Genomic DNA, 15364 nt, shown 5'->3' on the forward strand with positions numbered 1-15364 from the left:
CCACAAAAAGCCCGCGTCAGGCGCGGGCTTCGTCAAGCAAGGCGATTGGGCGCTTGCTTACTTGGCGGCTTTCTTCGCAGCAGCGGCAGTGGCGCTCTTCTTGGCCGGTGCGATGGCGGTAGCCTGGCTGGCAGCCTGGATGTTGGCTTCGGCAATGTCGGACAGCTGCTTGGCCATCGAGGTCATCTGGTCGAAAGCCTTGGTCGAGGCACCGAGCATCGACTGCATGGTGGCTGCAAACACATCGCCGCCGACCGGAGCGGAAGCCTTTGCCTTCTCGACGGCCGTTTCGGCGTTCTTCGTGAAGCTGCTGTACTGGGCTTCCATGACCGAGGTGATTTCCTTCTGCATTTCGGAAACCAGGTCATAGACGCTGCGCGAGTAGCTGACCAGCTTGTCGACGTTCGGCTGGGCCAGTTCGCTGTTCAGCTTGGCGACGGCGTTGGCATCCTTGGCGCCAAGCAGTTGCTGGGTGTTGGCAACCGTGGAGTTGAAGAATTCGCGGGAAGCCGCCATGTTGAGTGCGGTCAGGCGCTCGACGCCGTTGAAGGCGGTGCGCATCAGGGCCATCATGACTTCGGCGTTGGCTTTCTGGGCGGCGGTCAGTTGTTCGAAATTCGGGTTGCTCATCATCATCTCCAGTTTTTGAATGTGTGCTGCGGATGAAACGACAAACCCCCGCCGGAGCGGGGGTTTAAGAGGCAATTACTTCTTCTTGGAAGCGGCGGCGGTAGCGCCAACGGCCTTGACGGTGGCGTTGGTGGCGGCAGCAACGTTGGCTTCGGTGATTTCGGCAACTTGCTTGGCAGCCTTGTTCATGTTGTCGAAAGCGGAGTTGGCGGCAGCGATGGCGCTCTTGACGGCGGCGACGGCAACGTCGGAACCGGCCGGAGCGGACTTGGCAGCCTTGTCCAGCAGGCCGGCAACGGTCTTCTGGAAGTCGCCGAACTGGGCTTCGACCATCTTGGACAGTTCTTCCTGGGTCTGGGCGGAGATTTCGTAAACGCTACGCGAGTAGGCAACGGCCTTCTCGACGTTCGGCTGGGCCAGCGAAGCCTGGATGGACAGGGCTTCCTGGACGTCCTTGGCACCCATCAGGGCCTTGGCGCCGGAAACGGAATCTTCCATGACCGAACGGGCGGTGTTCAGGTTCAGGGCAGCGATGCGCTCGGCGGAAGCCAGGGCGGTGTTGGCCAGGGACAGCAGGGAATCGACGGTGGCCTTGTTGGCGGCAGCGAATTGCTCAGGGGTCGTGAACATGGGTTTATCTCCTCAGAAAAGTCATGTCGTACTACGAACTTTCGCAGCGTTGCCAACGGTTATATGTTGCGCTGCAGCATGAACTTAATTATAGGGATGATTATCCGCTTGTCAACAACAATTTTGTGCAGTGCACAATTGTTGATAAATCGATGTAAATCAGTCGCTTGAGGGTGGTGGTGAAATGCCTGTGTGGTGCTGCTGTTGCCTGCCTTGGGCGCCGGGATGGCCTATTGTTGCGGGGTGGTGGCGGAGAGGCCGCCGGAGCCCTTGAGCTGCAAGCGCTCGCCGCGGGCGGCCGGCTGTTCCGGTTCCGTATCCTTGTTCTTGGGCTGGATCACCGCGCGAACGCGTGGCGGTGCGGCACTCGGGTCGCGGGTCTCGCCGGCAGTGACCAGGTATTTTTCGTTGACGGCGTCGTACCAGATGTAATCGCCCTTTACCTGGTCTTCGCCGCTCTTGACCCAGGCGCGGTGGAACAGCTCGGCAATCTCGGTATTGGTGTTGTACTCGATCCGTTCGGCTTCGCCCTCGACGTATTCGTCCTTGCCTTCGCGCTTCTGGCGGAATCGTGCCAGGTTGCCCTTGCCGGCAAAGGCGGTGCCTTTCTGGAAGCCGTAGCGGTCTTCGGTAATGATCACGCGTTCCGCCTTGAGCACCATGGTGCCTTTGGTGATGACGACATCGCCCTCCAGGATCTGGATTTTCTTGGCATCGTCGATCGACACGCGGCTGGCCTCCAGCAGCATCGGTTTGTCGCGGTCGGCCTTTTCGGCAAGGGCGGGCAGGCTGGCCAGCAGGCAAAGAGTAAGCGTGACAAGGCGAACGGTCATGGCGTTGATCTCGGACGGATGTATTGTCCCTTGACCTGCGATTGCAGAACGAAGGTGGACTTGTTGTTGTCGATCTGGGCGCCGACGCCGGTGACCCAGGATTGGCCCTGGGTAATCTCGACGGGGCTGTTGGTGAAGGCGAAGCCGGCTTCGGTCTGGACCGTCAGGTCCGGCATGCGGGCCACCAGTTCCTGCTGCTCGGGCGTGGCGGCGCGGGTGACGCGTACGTCGTCCCACAAGTAGGCCACTTCCCCCTTCGAGGTGACTTTGGCAAATTTTGACGTCACGGTGATCTGCGGTGCATCCGGGCGATAGCTGATCAGGATCGGCGATTGCAACTCCGAGCTGTCGTCATCCGGGTAATGGACCATATAGGGGCCGGTCAGCCGATACTTGACCTGGCCGGTCTCGTCGAAGCGGCGGACGGTATAGTTTTCAGCGATCCCGTCCGGATCGTGGCGCAATTTGCCGTCATGCTTGTCGTTGCCAAGGTCGATGGCGCCTTGCAGCCAAAAGGTCAGCCCGGCCAGCACGGACAGGATGATGATCGGGAAGAGTTGGCTGGGCCAGTGCTTCATCAGGCTTCGAGGTAGGGGGCAAACGCTTCGTCGAGCTTGCCCTGGGCGCTGAGGATGAACTCGATGGCCTCGCGTACCGCGCCCTGCCCGCCGGCAGCCTCGGTAATGGTGTGCACGCGGTCCTTGACGATGGGACGGGCGTTGGCCGGGGCGATGGTGAGCCCGGCATGTGCCATGGCCGGCAGATCGATCAGGTCGTCGCCCATGAAGGCCAGCTCGGACCAGTCGAGGCAGAGTTTTTCAAGCAACTTGGCGGCGACATCGCGTTTGTTGCCGACGCCCTGAAAGACGTGGGAGACACCGAGGTCGGCGGCACGGTGCGAGACGACACCGGAATTGCGGCCGGTGATGATGGCCACCTCGATGCCGACGCGCTTGAGCAGCACGATGCCGAGGCCGTCCTGGACGTTGAAGGTCTTGAATTCGTGACCGTCGTCGGAATAGTGCAGGCCGCCGTCGGTCATCACGCCGTCGATGTCGAAGGCGACGAGTTTGATACGGGCGGCGCGGGTCTTGGCGTCCATCAGATGACCTTGGCGGTGAAGAGATCGTGCATGTTGAGGGCGCCGATGAGGCGGTTGTCGCCGTCGACCACGAGCAAGGCATTGATGCGCAGGCGCTCCATCATTTCGACGGCTTCGACGGCCAACTGGTCCGGGCCGATGGTGCGCGGATCGGGATGCATGACCGAGGCGATGTCGCCTTGTTGCAGGTCAAGCCGCTTTTCGAAGGCGCGGCGCAGGTCGCCGTCGGTGAAGATGCCGAGGATGGACTTGTCCGGTGCGGTGATGGCGACCAGGCCGAGGCCGCCGCGCGACATGGCGATGATGGCTTCCGTGATGCCGGTGGTCGGGGCCACGGCGGGAACGCGGTCGTCGGCGCGCATCACATCGCGAACGTGGGTGAGCAGGCGGCGACCGAGTGAGCCGCCGGGGTGCGAGCGGGCGAAGTCTTCCGGACCGAAGCCGCGGGCGTCGAGCAGGGCGACCGCCAGCGCATCGCCCAGTGCCAGTGCGGCGGTGGTGCTCGCCGTCGGGGCGAGGTTGTGCGGGCAGGCTTCCTGTGCGACGCCGGCATCGAGGTGAATGTCGGCTTCGCGCGCCAGCGTCGAGGTCGGTACGCCTGTCATGGCGATGATCCGGGCGCCCTGGCGCTTGAGGGCGGGCAGGATGCTCAGCAGTTCGCCGGATTCTCCCGAGTTGGAGAGCGCCAGCAACACGTCGTCGCGGGTGATCATGCCCAGGTCGCCGTGGCTGGCTTCGGCCGGATGGACGAAATAAGCCGGGGTGCCGGTGCTGGCCATGGTGGCGGCGATCTTGCGTGCGATATGTCCTGATTTGCCCATGCCGCTGACGATCAGGCGACCGTGGCAGTTGAGGATCAGTTCGACGGAACGGGAAAAATCGCCATCGAGTCGCCCCTGCAGGGCCTCCACGGCGGCCGCTTCGATGCTCAGGGTCTGGCGACCGAGTTCCAGAGCGCGTTCCGGCGAAAAGCGATGAGCGTTTAGGCTTGGGTTCATGGCAGGGCTGCGGTTAAGATGTGGGAAGTATACCTGAATCGCGAAAACGGCCCTTGAGCGCACTTTCCCTCGTCCTGTTGCTGCTTGGCGCCTCGGTCCTGGCCGTGGTCATCTTCCGGCGCTTCAACCTGCCGCCGGTGCTCGGCTACCTGTTTGTCGGCAGCGTGATCGGCCCGCATGCCCTGAACTTGATGAGCGAGATGCATAGCGCCGAGTATCTGGCGGAGTTCGGCGTCGTCTTCCTGATGTTCTCGATCGGCCTGGAGTTTTCGCTGCCCAAGCTCTATGCCATGAAGCGCATCGTGTTTGGCCTGGGCTTGCTGCAGGTTGTCGTCAGCATGGCCCTGATCGCCGGGCTGGTCATGCTGTTCGGCGTCAGTTGGCAGCTGGGCATTGCGCTCGGCGGGGTGTTCGCCATGTCGTCCACGGCGGTCATCACGAAGCTGCTGGCCGAGCGCATGCAGCTCGATTCCGCGCACGGTCGCGAAATCATGGGGGTGCTGCTGTTTCAGGATCTGGCGGTGGTTCCGTTGCTGGTCATCATCCCGTCGCTGACCCAGCCGCCGGAAAAACTCGCGGTCTTGCTCGGCATCGCCCTGCTGAAAGCGGTGGTCGTGCTGGCGGTCATCCTGGTGTTCGGGCAGCGCTTGATGCGCAAGTGGTTTCACTTTGTCGCCCGCGCCAAGTCCTCGGAGGTGTTCGTGCTCAACGTGCTGCTGATCACGCTGAGCCTGGCTACCCTCACCGAGCTGGCCGGCCTGTCGCTGGCGCTGGGGGCGTTTGTCGCCGGCATGCTGATTTCGGAAACCGAATACAAGCTGCAGGTGGAAGAGGACATCAAGCCCTTTCGCGACGTGTTGATGGGCCTGTTCTTCGTCACCATCGGCGTGAAGCTCGATCTGCATATTCTGGTCGGGCTGTGGTGGCAGGTGCTGCTTGCCGTCGTTGCGCTTCTGGTCATCAAGTCGCTGATCGTCGGCCTGCTGTCGTGGCGGCTCGGCGCTTCGCCCGGTAACGCCATTCGTTCAGCGCTCTGGCTGTGTGCTGGTGGCGAATTCGGTTTCGTGCTGCTGGGCGAAGTGATGCGTCTGCCCAGGGAAATCCAGCAGGTTGCGCTGACCACGCTGGTGCTGTCCATGCTCATCGCGCCGTTCGTCGTCCAGTACAGCGAGCGCATTGTCGTCCGCTTCGTGGCCAGCGAATGGCTGATGCGCTCGATGCAGCTGACCCGGATCGCCGCCCAGTCCATGGGCTCCGAAAAACACGCCATCCTATGCGGATTCGGGCGTAACGGCCAATACCTGGCGCGCTTTCTCGGGCAGGAAGACATCAATTATGTCGCCCTCGACCTCGATCCCGATCGGGTACGAGAGGCCTCGGCGGGTGGCGAGAGCGTCGTTTATGGCGACGCGGGACGCAAGGAGGCCTTGATGGCGGCCGGCCTGATGCGGGCCAGCGTGGTGATCGTCACCATCAGCGATACGGCGCTGGCCGAGAAGATTTTGCACCACGTGCAGGAGTTGCGGCACGATTTGCCGGTCATCGTGCGTACGGCGGATGAACGCGATATGGATCGCCTGACCCGTGCGGGGGCCGCCGAGGTCGTGCCGGAAGCGCTCGAGGCCAGTCTTATGTTGGCCTCGCACGCACTGGTTCTGGTTGGCGTGCCGATCAATCGGGTGCTCAAGCGCATCCGGCAGACCCGTTCGCAACGCTACAGCCTGCTGCGCGGCTTCTATCGCGGGATCACCGACCGCGACCACGATGAGGAAGATGAGCACCAGCCGCGCATGCACTCGGTGTTGCTGGCGGCCGGCGCCGCCGCCATCGGCAGGACGCTGGATGACCTCGATCTCGATAGCCTGAATTGCGAGGTCAGCGCCATTCGCCGCCGGGGGATACGGGCGCTGGAGCCGGCACCGGAAACGCGTCTGGAAGAGGGGGATGTGGTCGTCGTGCTTGGTTTGCCGGAGGCGGTTACCGCGGCTGAGGAGCGCCTGCTGCAGAAATGAAAAAGCCCGCCTAGGCGGGCTTAACTAAATTCTTGGTGCTAAGCATCAGAAGGCAAGACAGACAAGATAGCTTTTGCCGTCAGCGTATGCCTCGCCACTTTTCGTTGAATCGACAGTGGACTGTGCGCGGATGGTACCTTTGTCTCCTGCGCCATCGTCCAAGGTGGTATCCAATTGCTGGGCCAGCTTGCTGTTGATGCCCGACGAACAAATGTAATAGGTTCCATTCATGCCGCTAATTGGCGCGCTCATTTGAATGCCGACACTTCCACCTTCGGCGTTCGAGGGGAGGCTGGCGGTAGCTGCACTTGAAAAGTCGGTAGAGCCGGGGGCAAGCCCTGCCAAACGTACATGTTGCCAGAAGAGAACATTCTCGCTGGTTACGTCAGTGGAGTTCCAGGTGCCTTCAATTACGCCGTTGCCAGTAGCTTGGCCTGTGGCGCTGGCTTTCTTGCCTCCGGTGAAGCGTGTATCGGCATTGGGGTCATCTCCAGGAAGTCGTTTGAATTTATCCTGATAACCGTAAATGAAGACGGGAATGGTTCTAAAGTCATTGGCGAGGTTTTTAACCTTCGCACTGTTGATCAACTCCTGGCCCTTCAGCACACCGCCCAGCAACAGGCCAATAATGACCAGCACGATGGCGATTTCGACGAGGGTGAAGCCCTTTTGATGGTTTTTCATGGCATGCTCCGAATTTAACTCCTGTGCGGGTCATGCAATTTATGTGCCTATGACTTTGGGCCTAAAATTGACAATGGCTGGATGAATCTCGCCTGGGGGTGTCGAAAAGTGGACGGTGTGTCGAAAAGATGAACGCTGGATGGGGGCGGCAATTGATAAAACGGCTGGCGAACCGGCATCATCTGCTGCTGGCGGGGCATCTGTTGATGCTGCACGCCCTGGCCTTCGGTGGCTGGCAGGTGCCGGCCGTGCGTCTGCTGTGGCTGGTTGCCTTGGGGTTCTTCCTGCTCTGGCAGCCCTTCGTTGACGGTGAGCAACGTGTTAGCGGACGACAGGCCATCGCATTGTTTGGCGCAGCACTGGCCTCGACCTGGTTGCTTGGCCCCTGGCTACTCCTGATCTGGTCGGGGGCGCTTGCCGCTTCGATTGGCGGGCGGGTGATGGTGTCCGTGCAGAAGGGCGAGCGCGCAGGCTATCTGCTGGCTTTCGGGTATCTGGTTGCGCTGACCATGCTGGGGATCGTGCCGGAGATTTCCCCGGCGGCGCAGGTTGACTCCGCCCTGCGCGATGCGCTTGCCGTCTTCATGCCCTTGGCGTTGCCCCTCTTGCTGCTATTCCCGGCGCGAGCACCCCAGCGGAAATCAGGCGAGGCATTCGACTTGTTTTACGGCATGCTGGTTTTCCTCGTCCTGGCGGTGCTGGTGCTCGGGGCATTGGCCTACATTCCGATCGGCGGTACGGGGTATATCGAATCCCTGTTCAGGACCTCGATGACGGTGGCCGGCGCCTTGCTGGTGGTGGCTTGGGCATGGAATCCGCGGGGTGGCTTTTCCGGCGTCAGTTCGGCTATTTCGCGCTACCTCCTCTCTTTGGGGATGCCATTGGAGCAGTGGTTGGTGCATTTGTCACAAGAGAGCGAAAAGAACCACGACCCCGAAGTCTTCCTCGCAGCAGCGATGCAGCGATTGGCGGAAACTCCCTGGATTCTGGGTGTTTCCTGGCAGACGGGCACCGGGAAGGGAGGTGTCGGTGATACGTCGTTATTTACGCATGACTCGCACGCGGGTGATTTGAGACTGAGGGTTTTTTTCCGGAATTTTCCGTCGCCGGCCTTGCAGTGGCACGTCGACTGGCTGTTGCGCCTTGCCATCGAGTTCTATCTGGTCAAGCGCCAGAGTCAGCAGCTGCAACGGATGGGCTATGTGCAGGCCATTTACGAAACCGGGGCACGGGTGACGCACGATGTGAAAAACCTGCTGCAGTCTTTGCAGGCCTTGTGCTACGCGGCGAGCCAGCCCGGTGATCCGGCCGATGTGGCGAATCTGCTGCGCCGTCAGCTGCCTCTGGTTGCCGACCGCCTGAGGTCGACGCTCGACAAGCTGCAATCGCCGAGGCTCGAGGATGATGAGCGCCTGGATGCCCGGGCGTGGTGGTTGCGCTTGCAGGAGCGATACGCCCATGCCGACATCGAATGGCATGGGGAGCCGTATGCCGAGGAAGTGCTTCCCCGGGCCTTGTTCGACAGTGTTGCGGAGAATCTGCTGCAGAACGCGATCGCCAAGCGTCAGCGGGAGTCCGGGCTGTTCATCGATGTGACGTTTGGCGAAGAAGGACTGTCCGTTACTGACAATGGGTCGGCAATCCCGCCGGGCGTAGCCGAAGGTTTGCTGAATGCACCGGTGGCTTCCAATGACGGTCTTGGGGTCGGTCTGTACCACGCCGCCAAGCAGGCGGAGGCGATGGGCTATCGACTGTCTCTCGTGACCAACCAGAAGGGCTGCGTACTGTTCAGGCTGGCACCGCCGGTTCGGGTATCGTCGCCGACTCCTTGATTCCATTCAGGCGAAAAACCAGCGTATTTCCCTTGCCTTTTAGATAGAGATCGAGCGGTTCGGCGAATTCGAATTCGCTCTTCAGGCGCAGGTGGGTTGTGGCATCGACGTGGATCATGCCCGGTGTGCCTTCGCTGGTGATTCGGCTGGCGAGATTGACCGTGTCGCCCCACAGGTCGTAGATGAATTTCTTCTTGCCGACAACGCCAGCAACGACGGGGCCGGTGCCGATACCGATGCGTACCTCGAGGCGCATGTCGTTGACGGTGAAATCGCGATGCAGCAAGTCGCGCATGGCGATGGCCAATTCGGCGATGGCGCGCGTGTAGTTGCAGGATTCATTGTTCAGGCCGCCGGCAACCATGTAGGCGTCGCCGATGGTTTTGATTTTTTCCATGCCATAGCGTTCGGCCAGTTCGTCGAAGGAGGAGAAAACCCGGTTGAGCATGGAAAAAACCTGCTGCGGCGTCATCCCCTCGGCCAGGCGGGTAAAGTTGACGATATCCACGAACATGACCGTTACCTCGGAAAAACCGTCGGCGATGGCTTGGCTGTCATGTTTCAGTCGCTCGGCGATGGGGCCGGGCAGGATATTGAGCAACAGGCGCTCCGAGCGCCCCTGTTCCTCCTGAAGCAGGCGGTGGGTTTCCTCCAGGCTGGCTTGCAGCTTGCCCTTCTCGATGATGGCGTAGCGCAGCAGCAGATAGACGATGCTCGAGATGGCGGCAAAGTTCAGTGCGAAGAAGAAAACGCTGGTTTCGGTCGAGATTTTGTGGGCGTTGCTGACCGGGCTTCCTGCCAGGTAGTAGTCGAAAAAGCCGGAAAGGGCGGTCAGAAATATGTAGGCGATGAACCAGGCAATCGATTCCCGCGGGCCGCAGAACAGCACGGCGCCGATCGGCGCGAGCAGTCCCCATAGACTGGTGCCGCTGGCGGAAATGAAGTTGCCGATGCTCCACTGAACGACAAACGGGGCGAACAGGAAGAGCGACAACTGGGTGACACGGAACCACTCGAAATTGCCGCTGCGCAGGAAATAGAGCAGATTGGCGACGAGCAGCAACTGGAACATGAACGGCGCCGTGGCCGAGAACTGCGGGCCCATCTGTCCATAAAGGAAAAGCCAGAGCATCGAGCCTGTGCAGAAAAGACCGGTGGCGAAGACCAGCAACGATTTCTTCAGGCGCATCTCGGCATCGTCGGTCGGCAGGATGCCACCGGCACGCAGAGAGATGGAATGGGCGTGCGAACTCACGACGAAACTGTTCAGTCCGGTTTATTAGCTTGGGATAGGCAGTTTGTCAGTCGGGATAGGGCTGGTCAATAAGCTAGCGGGGGGGGCTAAGGCAGGCGGCCGGCGGCTACCATTCAACTCATCAAATTAAACAGTGGTATCCAAGTCACTTCGTCATCGTAAGTGCTGCTGTGCGTCCGGCTGACAAAATTGAAGTCCCCATTGGCATTTTCCAGTTCGTCCCCGGCGCTTCCAGGTAGTTGTGTGCCGTCTGTCCGATAACCGCCAAGCCCATTCTTACCGTGAGAGACGACAATGGCCGGAACTCCGGTTGCAATGTTTACGGCACCATCGGAAACAATGATGTTGCCGGAGGAGCAGAGAGCAAAGCTTGATTGGGTGGGGGCGGGCGACAATACGCACGGGGGGGTCGTGTTTAGCGGAATGGCATCGGAAAACTCAAGGCGAACCCGGTAGGTGAATCGTTGCCCCCATGGGTCGGTCTCCGGGAGGCCAAGCGTTCTCCAGGGAATAACACCACTTGTCCGACCCTCATCAAGCAAACCAGCAGTTGGATCGGTGTTGGCCTTTGTGGGGTCCGCCGGTGGCGGCAAACGGCCATTGGCGATGGTGTAGCCCAGGAGGGCCTCTCGAATGTCGGCCAATTGGCGACGTACCTCATTGGTACGCTGAATATCCTGCTGGGTGCCCAGGCTGATCATCATGCCGCCAGCCAAGAGCGCAAACACAATAAGCACGATAGCCATTTCGACCAGAGAAAAGCCTGAGGCCGAAAGACGGTGGATGGAGGATGAGCGAATTTTTGAATTCATGGCAGGGTAAGCACCTGTCCGTTGAGGGAAATGCTCCTGGCAATCCGATCATAGGTCACCAGCGGGAACCAGCCGTTATTCACCAAGCTGTCATACCACAAGTGAAATGGTGGAGATGCCGAGTACCAACTCGGCGATTGAATTGCGTAGAGAGGGTTTTTGTATGGAAAACCGCCAAGGTCTTGCCCGGAGTCGGAGAAGCCATCATTGTTTGTGTCAGCAAAAGGTGGGGGGGCGCTGCTGCTGGAGTAGGCGTACTGGATTTCGCCGAGAATGCGCTTTGCAATGCCGGAAAACAAGGCCGATGTAGTCAAAGGCAGTACTTTGTCGTTGAATTTTTCGCCCGATGCTCCGGAAAAATAGCTGTCATCACCATCGTTGTTGCTTGTAGTGGCGTTCCCGTCTTTATTGTCCAGATAGTCAATAACGCTATTACTGGGCCTGTTTTGCCCTGCAAGAGTAGCTCCCGGAGCAATAACAAGCGCTGCGATGCCGCCAATTCCATCTAGCGTTAGAGTCGATGTCGAATTGGTGTTGATGATGCCGCTGTCCTGGAAGGCGGGGGCGAGTACATACCAAAGGCGCTCACCCGAACTGTCCTGAAGGTCGTTCAAGCCCAGCGTTCGCCAAGGTAGCCAGCCGACAAAACTTGGGCATGGGGGCAAACCGGGAGCGTTGCCATCGCTGGTGAGTGCCGGGCAGGGCAGGCTGCCTGGCCGATTTACGTCGCTGATTGCGCGGGCTAGCAAAGCTTCCCTGGCTTGTTGAAGAATGGAAGCATCGACTGATTCCTGTGCTGACCTAGGGAAAAGGCGGTTACTTTGATTGATCAGGTAGAGCCCCGAAGCGAGTAGCAGCACGATCATCAAGCCAAGCAAGATGACACCTTTTTGCCGATATTGCAGATGGTTTGGCATCACCTGATAGTCAGTGTCCTGGCTTGACCACGATTCGCCCATTCCCAAGCAGCCCATCGCTCTGCCCGCTTTCCGGGTAATAGGTGTTACCGACAGGAACGCGTGGCGCGGGAATGCTGTTGTCCCAGTCGGCTGCGCCGTTGATCCAGCGCGTCCGGCGGCCGCTGCTGCTGCGTACCTCGCCGTTGAGCATCAGCCCGGCTTCTGTGGTGTCGGTGCTTTGCTGCCCGAACCACGGATTGCGCTGGCGTTGCTGGTCGAGGTAGGCGCGTTGCTGGGCGTCGTAGAAAAGTCGGCCCAGGGGAGGAGGCTCGGCGTTGGCGGTATTGGATAGTGCGAGCAAAAGGGGCAGGGCGAGGCGGCGCATCGTCAATTCCTTCCCGAAGGCGGGCGGGCGGTCAGCCAATCCATATCGCAATCAGCGTTCAAGGGAGCGAAGGATTCCTTGTGCTCGCCTGTGGGTGAGGCGAGTCGGCAGGTGCGCACGATGACCAGGGCGTGAGCCTCGCGCTGAATGCGCTCGACGGTACTGAGCAGGTCGCCTTCGTGCAGCAGGCGCATGCGGAGGCGTAGCGGGCTGTTGAACCAGGCATAGCCGGAGGCTGCAGTCTGGTTGAGGGGGGCTTGCGCCGCAAACTCGTATTGGAGGCCAGGGAGGCGCAGGTCGCGTTGCGTGGCGCGCAGTTGCTCCATCCAGTCGAGGCGACGCTCTTCACCAAGAATGCCGGCATCCTGAAGGCGCTTGAAAAGAAGGCTGCGCTCCTTGAGGTCGATTTCCTCGCTGCGAAATTGCCTTAGCCGTGCTTCGATTCGGGTTTTTCCTTCGGTGGCGCGATCGCGTTCCTGGGCGGCACCTCTCGTCTCGGTGTGGCTCCAGCAGGCCAGGATTCCGGCCGCTACCCAGAGTGCCAGTGTTGCGAGCAGGGGGAGCAGTAGTTTGCGGAGGTCTCGCTGCGTCAGCTTCACGAGGATTTTCTCCGCACGATTTCGATGGTGAACGGATGGGGTTTGGTACCTTCTTCGGCGCCATCGCCGCCGCGCAAGGCGCTGCCCGATTCGATATCGAGTGGCCTTTGCACGATTGAAATCGAAACCTCAGGCTGGGCGCGCAGGAGGTCTACGAAATTGTCGAATACGCCGAGCAGCTTGCGCGGATCGGTGTGCGCAATTGCGATTGAGCCGCGCACCACGGTGACCTCTTGTGCCGTCTTTTTCGTAGTGTCGTATGCAGTGTCATTCCGCCATTCGAGGCTTTCCAGTCGGATGGCCGGCATGCGTTCCAGTGCCTGGCCGAGCAGCCGGAAGGCCGGGTCGGGAAGGTTCCGTTGGCGAGCCAGTTCGGTGTATTGGTTGGTCAGCTGACGCAGGGTGTCGTTGTCGATCTCCAGTTGAGGCTGGGCGTTGGCCGTTTCCTGGTAGTGCCGGTTCAATTCGGCCTCCTTGCTCCGAAGCGTCAGCGCTTCTTCGCGGAGGGAATGGGCATCGTAGAACTGCTTGGCAGCGTACAGGCCGCTTGCCAAGAGCACGACGATACCCGTCGCCACCAATCCGTTGCGCAGTTGCGACAGACGGAAGTGGTGGCGGTGGTAGTCGTTGCCGAATTGCTGGCTTGGCGGTGCGATGGCCAGCAGTTGCATGAACAGCAGGTCGGCGCGATTGTCCTCGGGCAGGGTGTGGAGGGCGATCTTTGTCGCAGCCGTATGGTTGTCGACGATGCGGAAATTCAGCTGGCCCCGGTCGGGGCATGCCTTTTCGATGGCGGGCAGCGCCAGCGGGTGTGCCAGGATGAAGGCTGGAATGCTCTCGTCGCGGCCGATCTGGCGCTGACCGATCAGATATTGATGCAGCTTGCCTGACTCGGCGGCAAAGGCGCTGGCGATCCCGGCAATGCTGCTGTCCGACAAGGGGGCCATTCGGGAGAAGTGGGCTTGTCCATTGACCAGGTAACTGGAGCGTATCGAGTGATCTTGCTGGGTCAGCAAGAGGCAGCGGCTGCAGTTGAGTCCCAGTTTTTTCAGCAACGAACCGCCCAGTTGGGCAACGCTGTAGACCCCGGTAAGCGCAACTTCTGCTTCGGCCAGTCGTTGCAGCCAGGGCTCGAAATGGCCCGGGTTGGTCAGTGCCGACAAGAGCAGCTTCTCGTTTTTGCGCTGGGTTTTCTCGTAGCCAAGCGAGGTGGCGGTGGCCAGGGAGGTGCCCTGGAAGTGCTGGCCGATCTTGCGGGTAATCAAGGCCTGCCGGTCCGCTCCGTGCAGAAACGGAATGCTTTCGTGGGCATGTCCTTCCTCGGCAACGTTGGCCAGCAACGTGAAACGCCCCCGATTGTGCGTGGCGAGGTATTGCGCGAACAGGTTCAGGCCGTCGTCGTTGTTCTCGAAGACGCCCTCGGGCAGCAGGTTGCCCTGCTGCCAGGCAAAGGCAGAAAGACGGTGCGTATTGAGATAGAGGAGTCGGGTCTTCACGTCTTGATTTTACTGATCACATCATAGATGGGGCCAATGACCGAGAGCATGATCCAGCCCAGCAGGGCGCCCATGAAGAGCGTCAGCATCGGTTCGATGAGGGTCTGTGCCTTGCCGACCGATTCCTTGACGTCCCGGTTGTAGAAGTAGCTGACGTTGAGCAGGGCTTTATCCAGCCCCCCTGTGCTCTCGCCGATGCGCAGCATGCGGACGACCAGCGGCGGGAAAAGTCCGACATCATGAAAGGCGCTGGCGACATTGTGGCCTTCGCGAATCGATTGCTCGACGCGCTCCAGTCCGCGCCGGATAACGCCGTTGCCGACGATGTGCTGGGTGGTGCGGATCGACTCGAGGACCGGGATGCCGGAGGCGTAGAGCATGGCGAAGGTGCTGGCGAAACGCGACAGGACGATTTTTTTCAGGATGGGCCCGATGACCGGCAGGCGTAGCTTGATGCCGTCGAAACGCAGTCTCGCCAGCGGATTGGTGCGTACCATTTGCAGCCCGACGAGAAAGGCGACGATGGGGGTGGCGAGGAATAAGTACCAATAGTTGACCAGGAGGTCGGATACGAAAAACAGCAACTGGGTATGCGGAGGCAGGACATGGCCCATGTTGCGCACAAAAACCTTCAGCTGCGGCACCATGTAGATCATCAGGAAAAAGGTGGCGGCGAGCACGATGCTGGCGACGAAGGCCGGATACATCAGCAGCTTTTTGGTATGCGAAGCCAGTTCATCTTCCCATTTCAGCGATTCGCTGAGGCTGGCGAGCACATCAGGCAATTGGCCGCTCGATTCGCCAGCCCGGATCAGATTGCTGAACACCTCGCTGAAGATGCCCGGGTAGGCGGCCATCGCTTGCGACAGGGTCTGCCCCCCTTCGATGCTTTCGATCAGGCCGGCCATTACCTCGCGAAAACGCGGGTGTTCGATGGAGTCGCGCAAGTCGGCCAGTCCTTCGAGAATGGGAACGCCGGCACGGGTCAGTTGTTCGAGATGAAAGCAGAAATTGATCAACTCGGGGCGAGGCACGCCGCGGCTGCCGAACAGTGCACGCTGCTGGACGGGGTGGCCGGTCACCAGATCGAGATTCATGCGCTTGAGGCGCATCTCCAGGTCGATCAGGTTGATCGCATCAAGGCGCCCGTAGGTCATTCGACCTTCCGCGCTGACGGCCTTGTAGTCAAAGATCATC

Annotated in this window: 16 protein-coding genes; 2 read left to right on the plus strand and 14 right to left on the minus strand. The window is 60.3% G+C overall.

Features of this window, described 5'->3' with window-relative positions:
• Positions 1-57: 57 nt before the first annotated feature.
• From F1002_RS01660 to F1002_RS01685, 6 genes are all read right to left on the minus strand, one after another.
• Complete coding sequence (locus F1002_RS01660) at positions 58-630, minus strand: phasin family protein (protein ID WP_150427292.1); 573 nt, start codon at positions 628-630, stop codon at positions 58-60.
• Positions 631-705: 75 nt separating this feature from the next.
• Positions 706-1260 (minus strand): phasin family protein, encoded by a 555-nt coding sequence (locus tag F1002_RS01665; RefSeq protein WP_150427293.1) that lies wholly within the window; start codon positions 1258-1260, stop codon positions 706-708.
• A gap of 230 nt (positions 1261-1490) precedes the next feature.
• A complete protein-coding gene (lptA, locus tag F1002_RS01670) occupies positions 1491-2093 on the minus strand; it encodes a lipopolysaccharide transport periplasmic protein LptA (protein ID WP_150427294.1) in 603 nt (200 codons plus the stop codon).
• Positions 2090-2671 carry an LPS export ABC transporter periplasmic protein LptC gene (lptC, locus tag F1002_RS01675; RefSeq protein ID WP_150427295.1) on the minus strand — a complete coding sequence of 194 codons (582 nt, stop codon included), beginning with the start codon at positions 2669-2671 and terminating at the stop codon, positions 2090-2092. The genes lptA and lptC overlap by 4 nt, the downstream gene beginning before the upstream one ends.
• Positions 2671-3195 (minus strand): HAD family hydrolase, encoded by a 525-nt coding sequence (locus tag F1002_RS01680; protein WP_150427296.1) that lies wholly within the window; start codon positions 3193-3195, stop codon positions 2671-2673. The genes lptC and F1002_RS01680 overlap by 1 nt, the downstream gene beginning before the upstream one ends.
• Positions 3195-4193 (minus strand): SIS domain-containing protein, encoded by a 999-nt coding sequence (locus tag F1002_RS01685; protein ID WP_150427297.1) that lies wholly within the window; start codon positions 4191-4193, stop codon positions 3195-3197. Before F1002_RS01685 ends, F1002_RS01680 begins: the two co-directional genes overlap by 1 nt.
• 53 nt (positions 4194-4246) lie before the next feature.
• Between F1002_RS01685 and F1002_RS01690 the strand changes: the two genes are divergently transcribed.
• Positions 4247-6205 (plus strand): monovalent cation:proton antiporter family protein, encoded by a 1959-nt coding sequence (locus F1002_RS01690; protein ID WP_150427298.1) that lies wholly within the window; start codon positions 4247-4249, stop codon positions 6203-6205.
• A 45-nt stretch (positions 6206-6250) separates the two neighbouring features.
• Here the strand turns inward: F1002_RS01690 and F1002_RS01695 are convergent, their stop codons facing one another.
• Entirely contained in the window at positions 6251-6889 is a 639-nt protein-coding gene (locus F1002_RS01695) for a prepilin-type N-terminal cleavage/methylation domain-containing protein (RefSeq protein WP_150427299.1), read from the minus strand.
• A 128-nt stretch (positions 6890-7017) separates the two neighbouring features.
• Here F1002_RS01695 and F1002_RS01700 point away from each other — a divergent pair, with 128 nt between their 5' ends.
• Complete coding sequence (locus tag F1002_RS01700) at positions 7018-8721, plus strand: HAMP domain-containing sensor histidine kinase (protein ID WP_191090274.1); 1704 nt, start codon at positions 7018-7020, stop codon at positions 8719-8721.
• Here F1002_RS01700 and F1002_RS01705 read toward each other — a convergent pair.
• The 7 genes from F1002_RS01705 to F1002_RS01735 all read right to left on the minus strand — a co-directional run bounded on the left by F1002_RS01705 (position 8678) and on the right by F1002_RS01735 (position 15363).
• Positions 8678-9976, minus strand: a complete 1299-nt coding sequence (locus F1002_RS01705) for an adenylate/guanylate cyclase domain-containing protein (RefSeq protein ID WP_223879420.1) — start codon at positions 9974-9976, stop codon at positions 8678-8680. The genes F1002_RS01700 and F1002_RS01705 overlap by 44 nt on opposite strands.
• 113 nt (positions 9977-10089) lie before the next feature.
• Positions 10090-10788 carry a type II secretion system protein gene (locus F1002_RS01710; protein WP_150427301.1) on the minus strand — a complete coding sequence of 233 codons (699 nt, stop codon included), beginning with the start codon at positions 10786-10788 and terminating at the stop codon, positions 10090-10092.
• Positions 10785-11705: a hypothetical protein gene (locus F1002_RS01715; protein WP_150427302.1), complete on the minus strand. Its 921-nt coding sequence runs from the start codon at positions 11703-11705 to the stop codon at positions 10785-10787. The genes F1002_RS01710 and F1002_RS01715 overlap by 4 nt, the downstream gene beginning before the upstream one ends.
• Before the next feature lie 10 nt (positions 11706-11715).
• Complete coding sequence (locus tag F1002_RS01720) at positions 11716-12072, minus strand: hypothetical protein (protein WP_150427303.1); 357 nt, start codon at positions 12070-12072, stop codon at positions 11716-11718.
• A gap of 2 nt (positions 12073-12074) precedes the next feature.
• Positions 12075-12671 (minus strand): hypothetical protein, encoded by a 597-nt coding sequence (locus F1002_RS01725; RefSeq protein WP_150427304.1) that lies wholly within the window; start codon positions 12669-12671, stop codon positions 12075-12077.
• Complete coding sequence (locus F1002_RS01730; RefSeq protein ID WP_150427305.1) at positions 12668-14167, minus strand: hypothetical protein; 1500 nt, start codon at positions 14165-14167, stop codon at positions 12668-12670. Before F1002_RS01730 ends, F1002_RS01725 begins: the two co-directional genes overlap by 4 nt.
• Positions 14164-15363, minus strand: a complete 1200-nt coding sequence (locus F1002_RS01735; protein ID WP_150427306.1) for a type II secretion system F family protein — start codon at positions 15361-15363, stop codon at positions 14164-14166. Before F1002_RS01735 ends, F1002_RS01730 begins: the two co-directional genes overlap by 4 nt.
• Position 15364 lies beyond the last annotated feature (1 nt).

This window comes from Dechloromonas sp. CZR5, assembly GCF_008711155.1.
GTDB lineage: Bacteria > Pseudomonadota > Gammaproteobacteria > Burkholderiales > Rhodocyclaceae > Azonexus.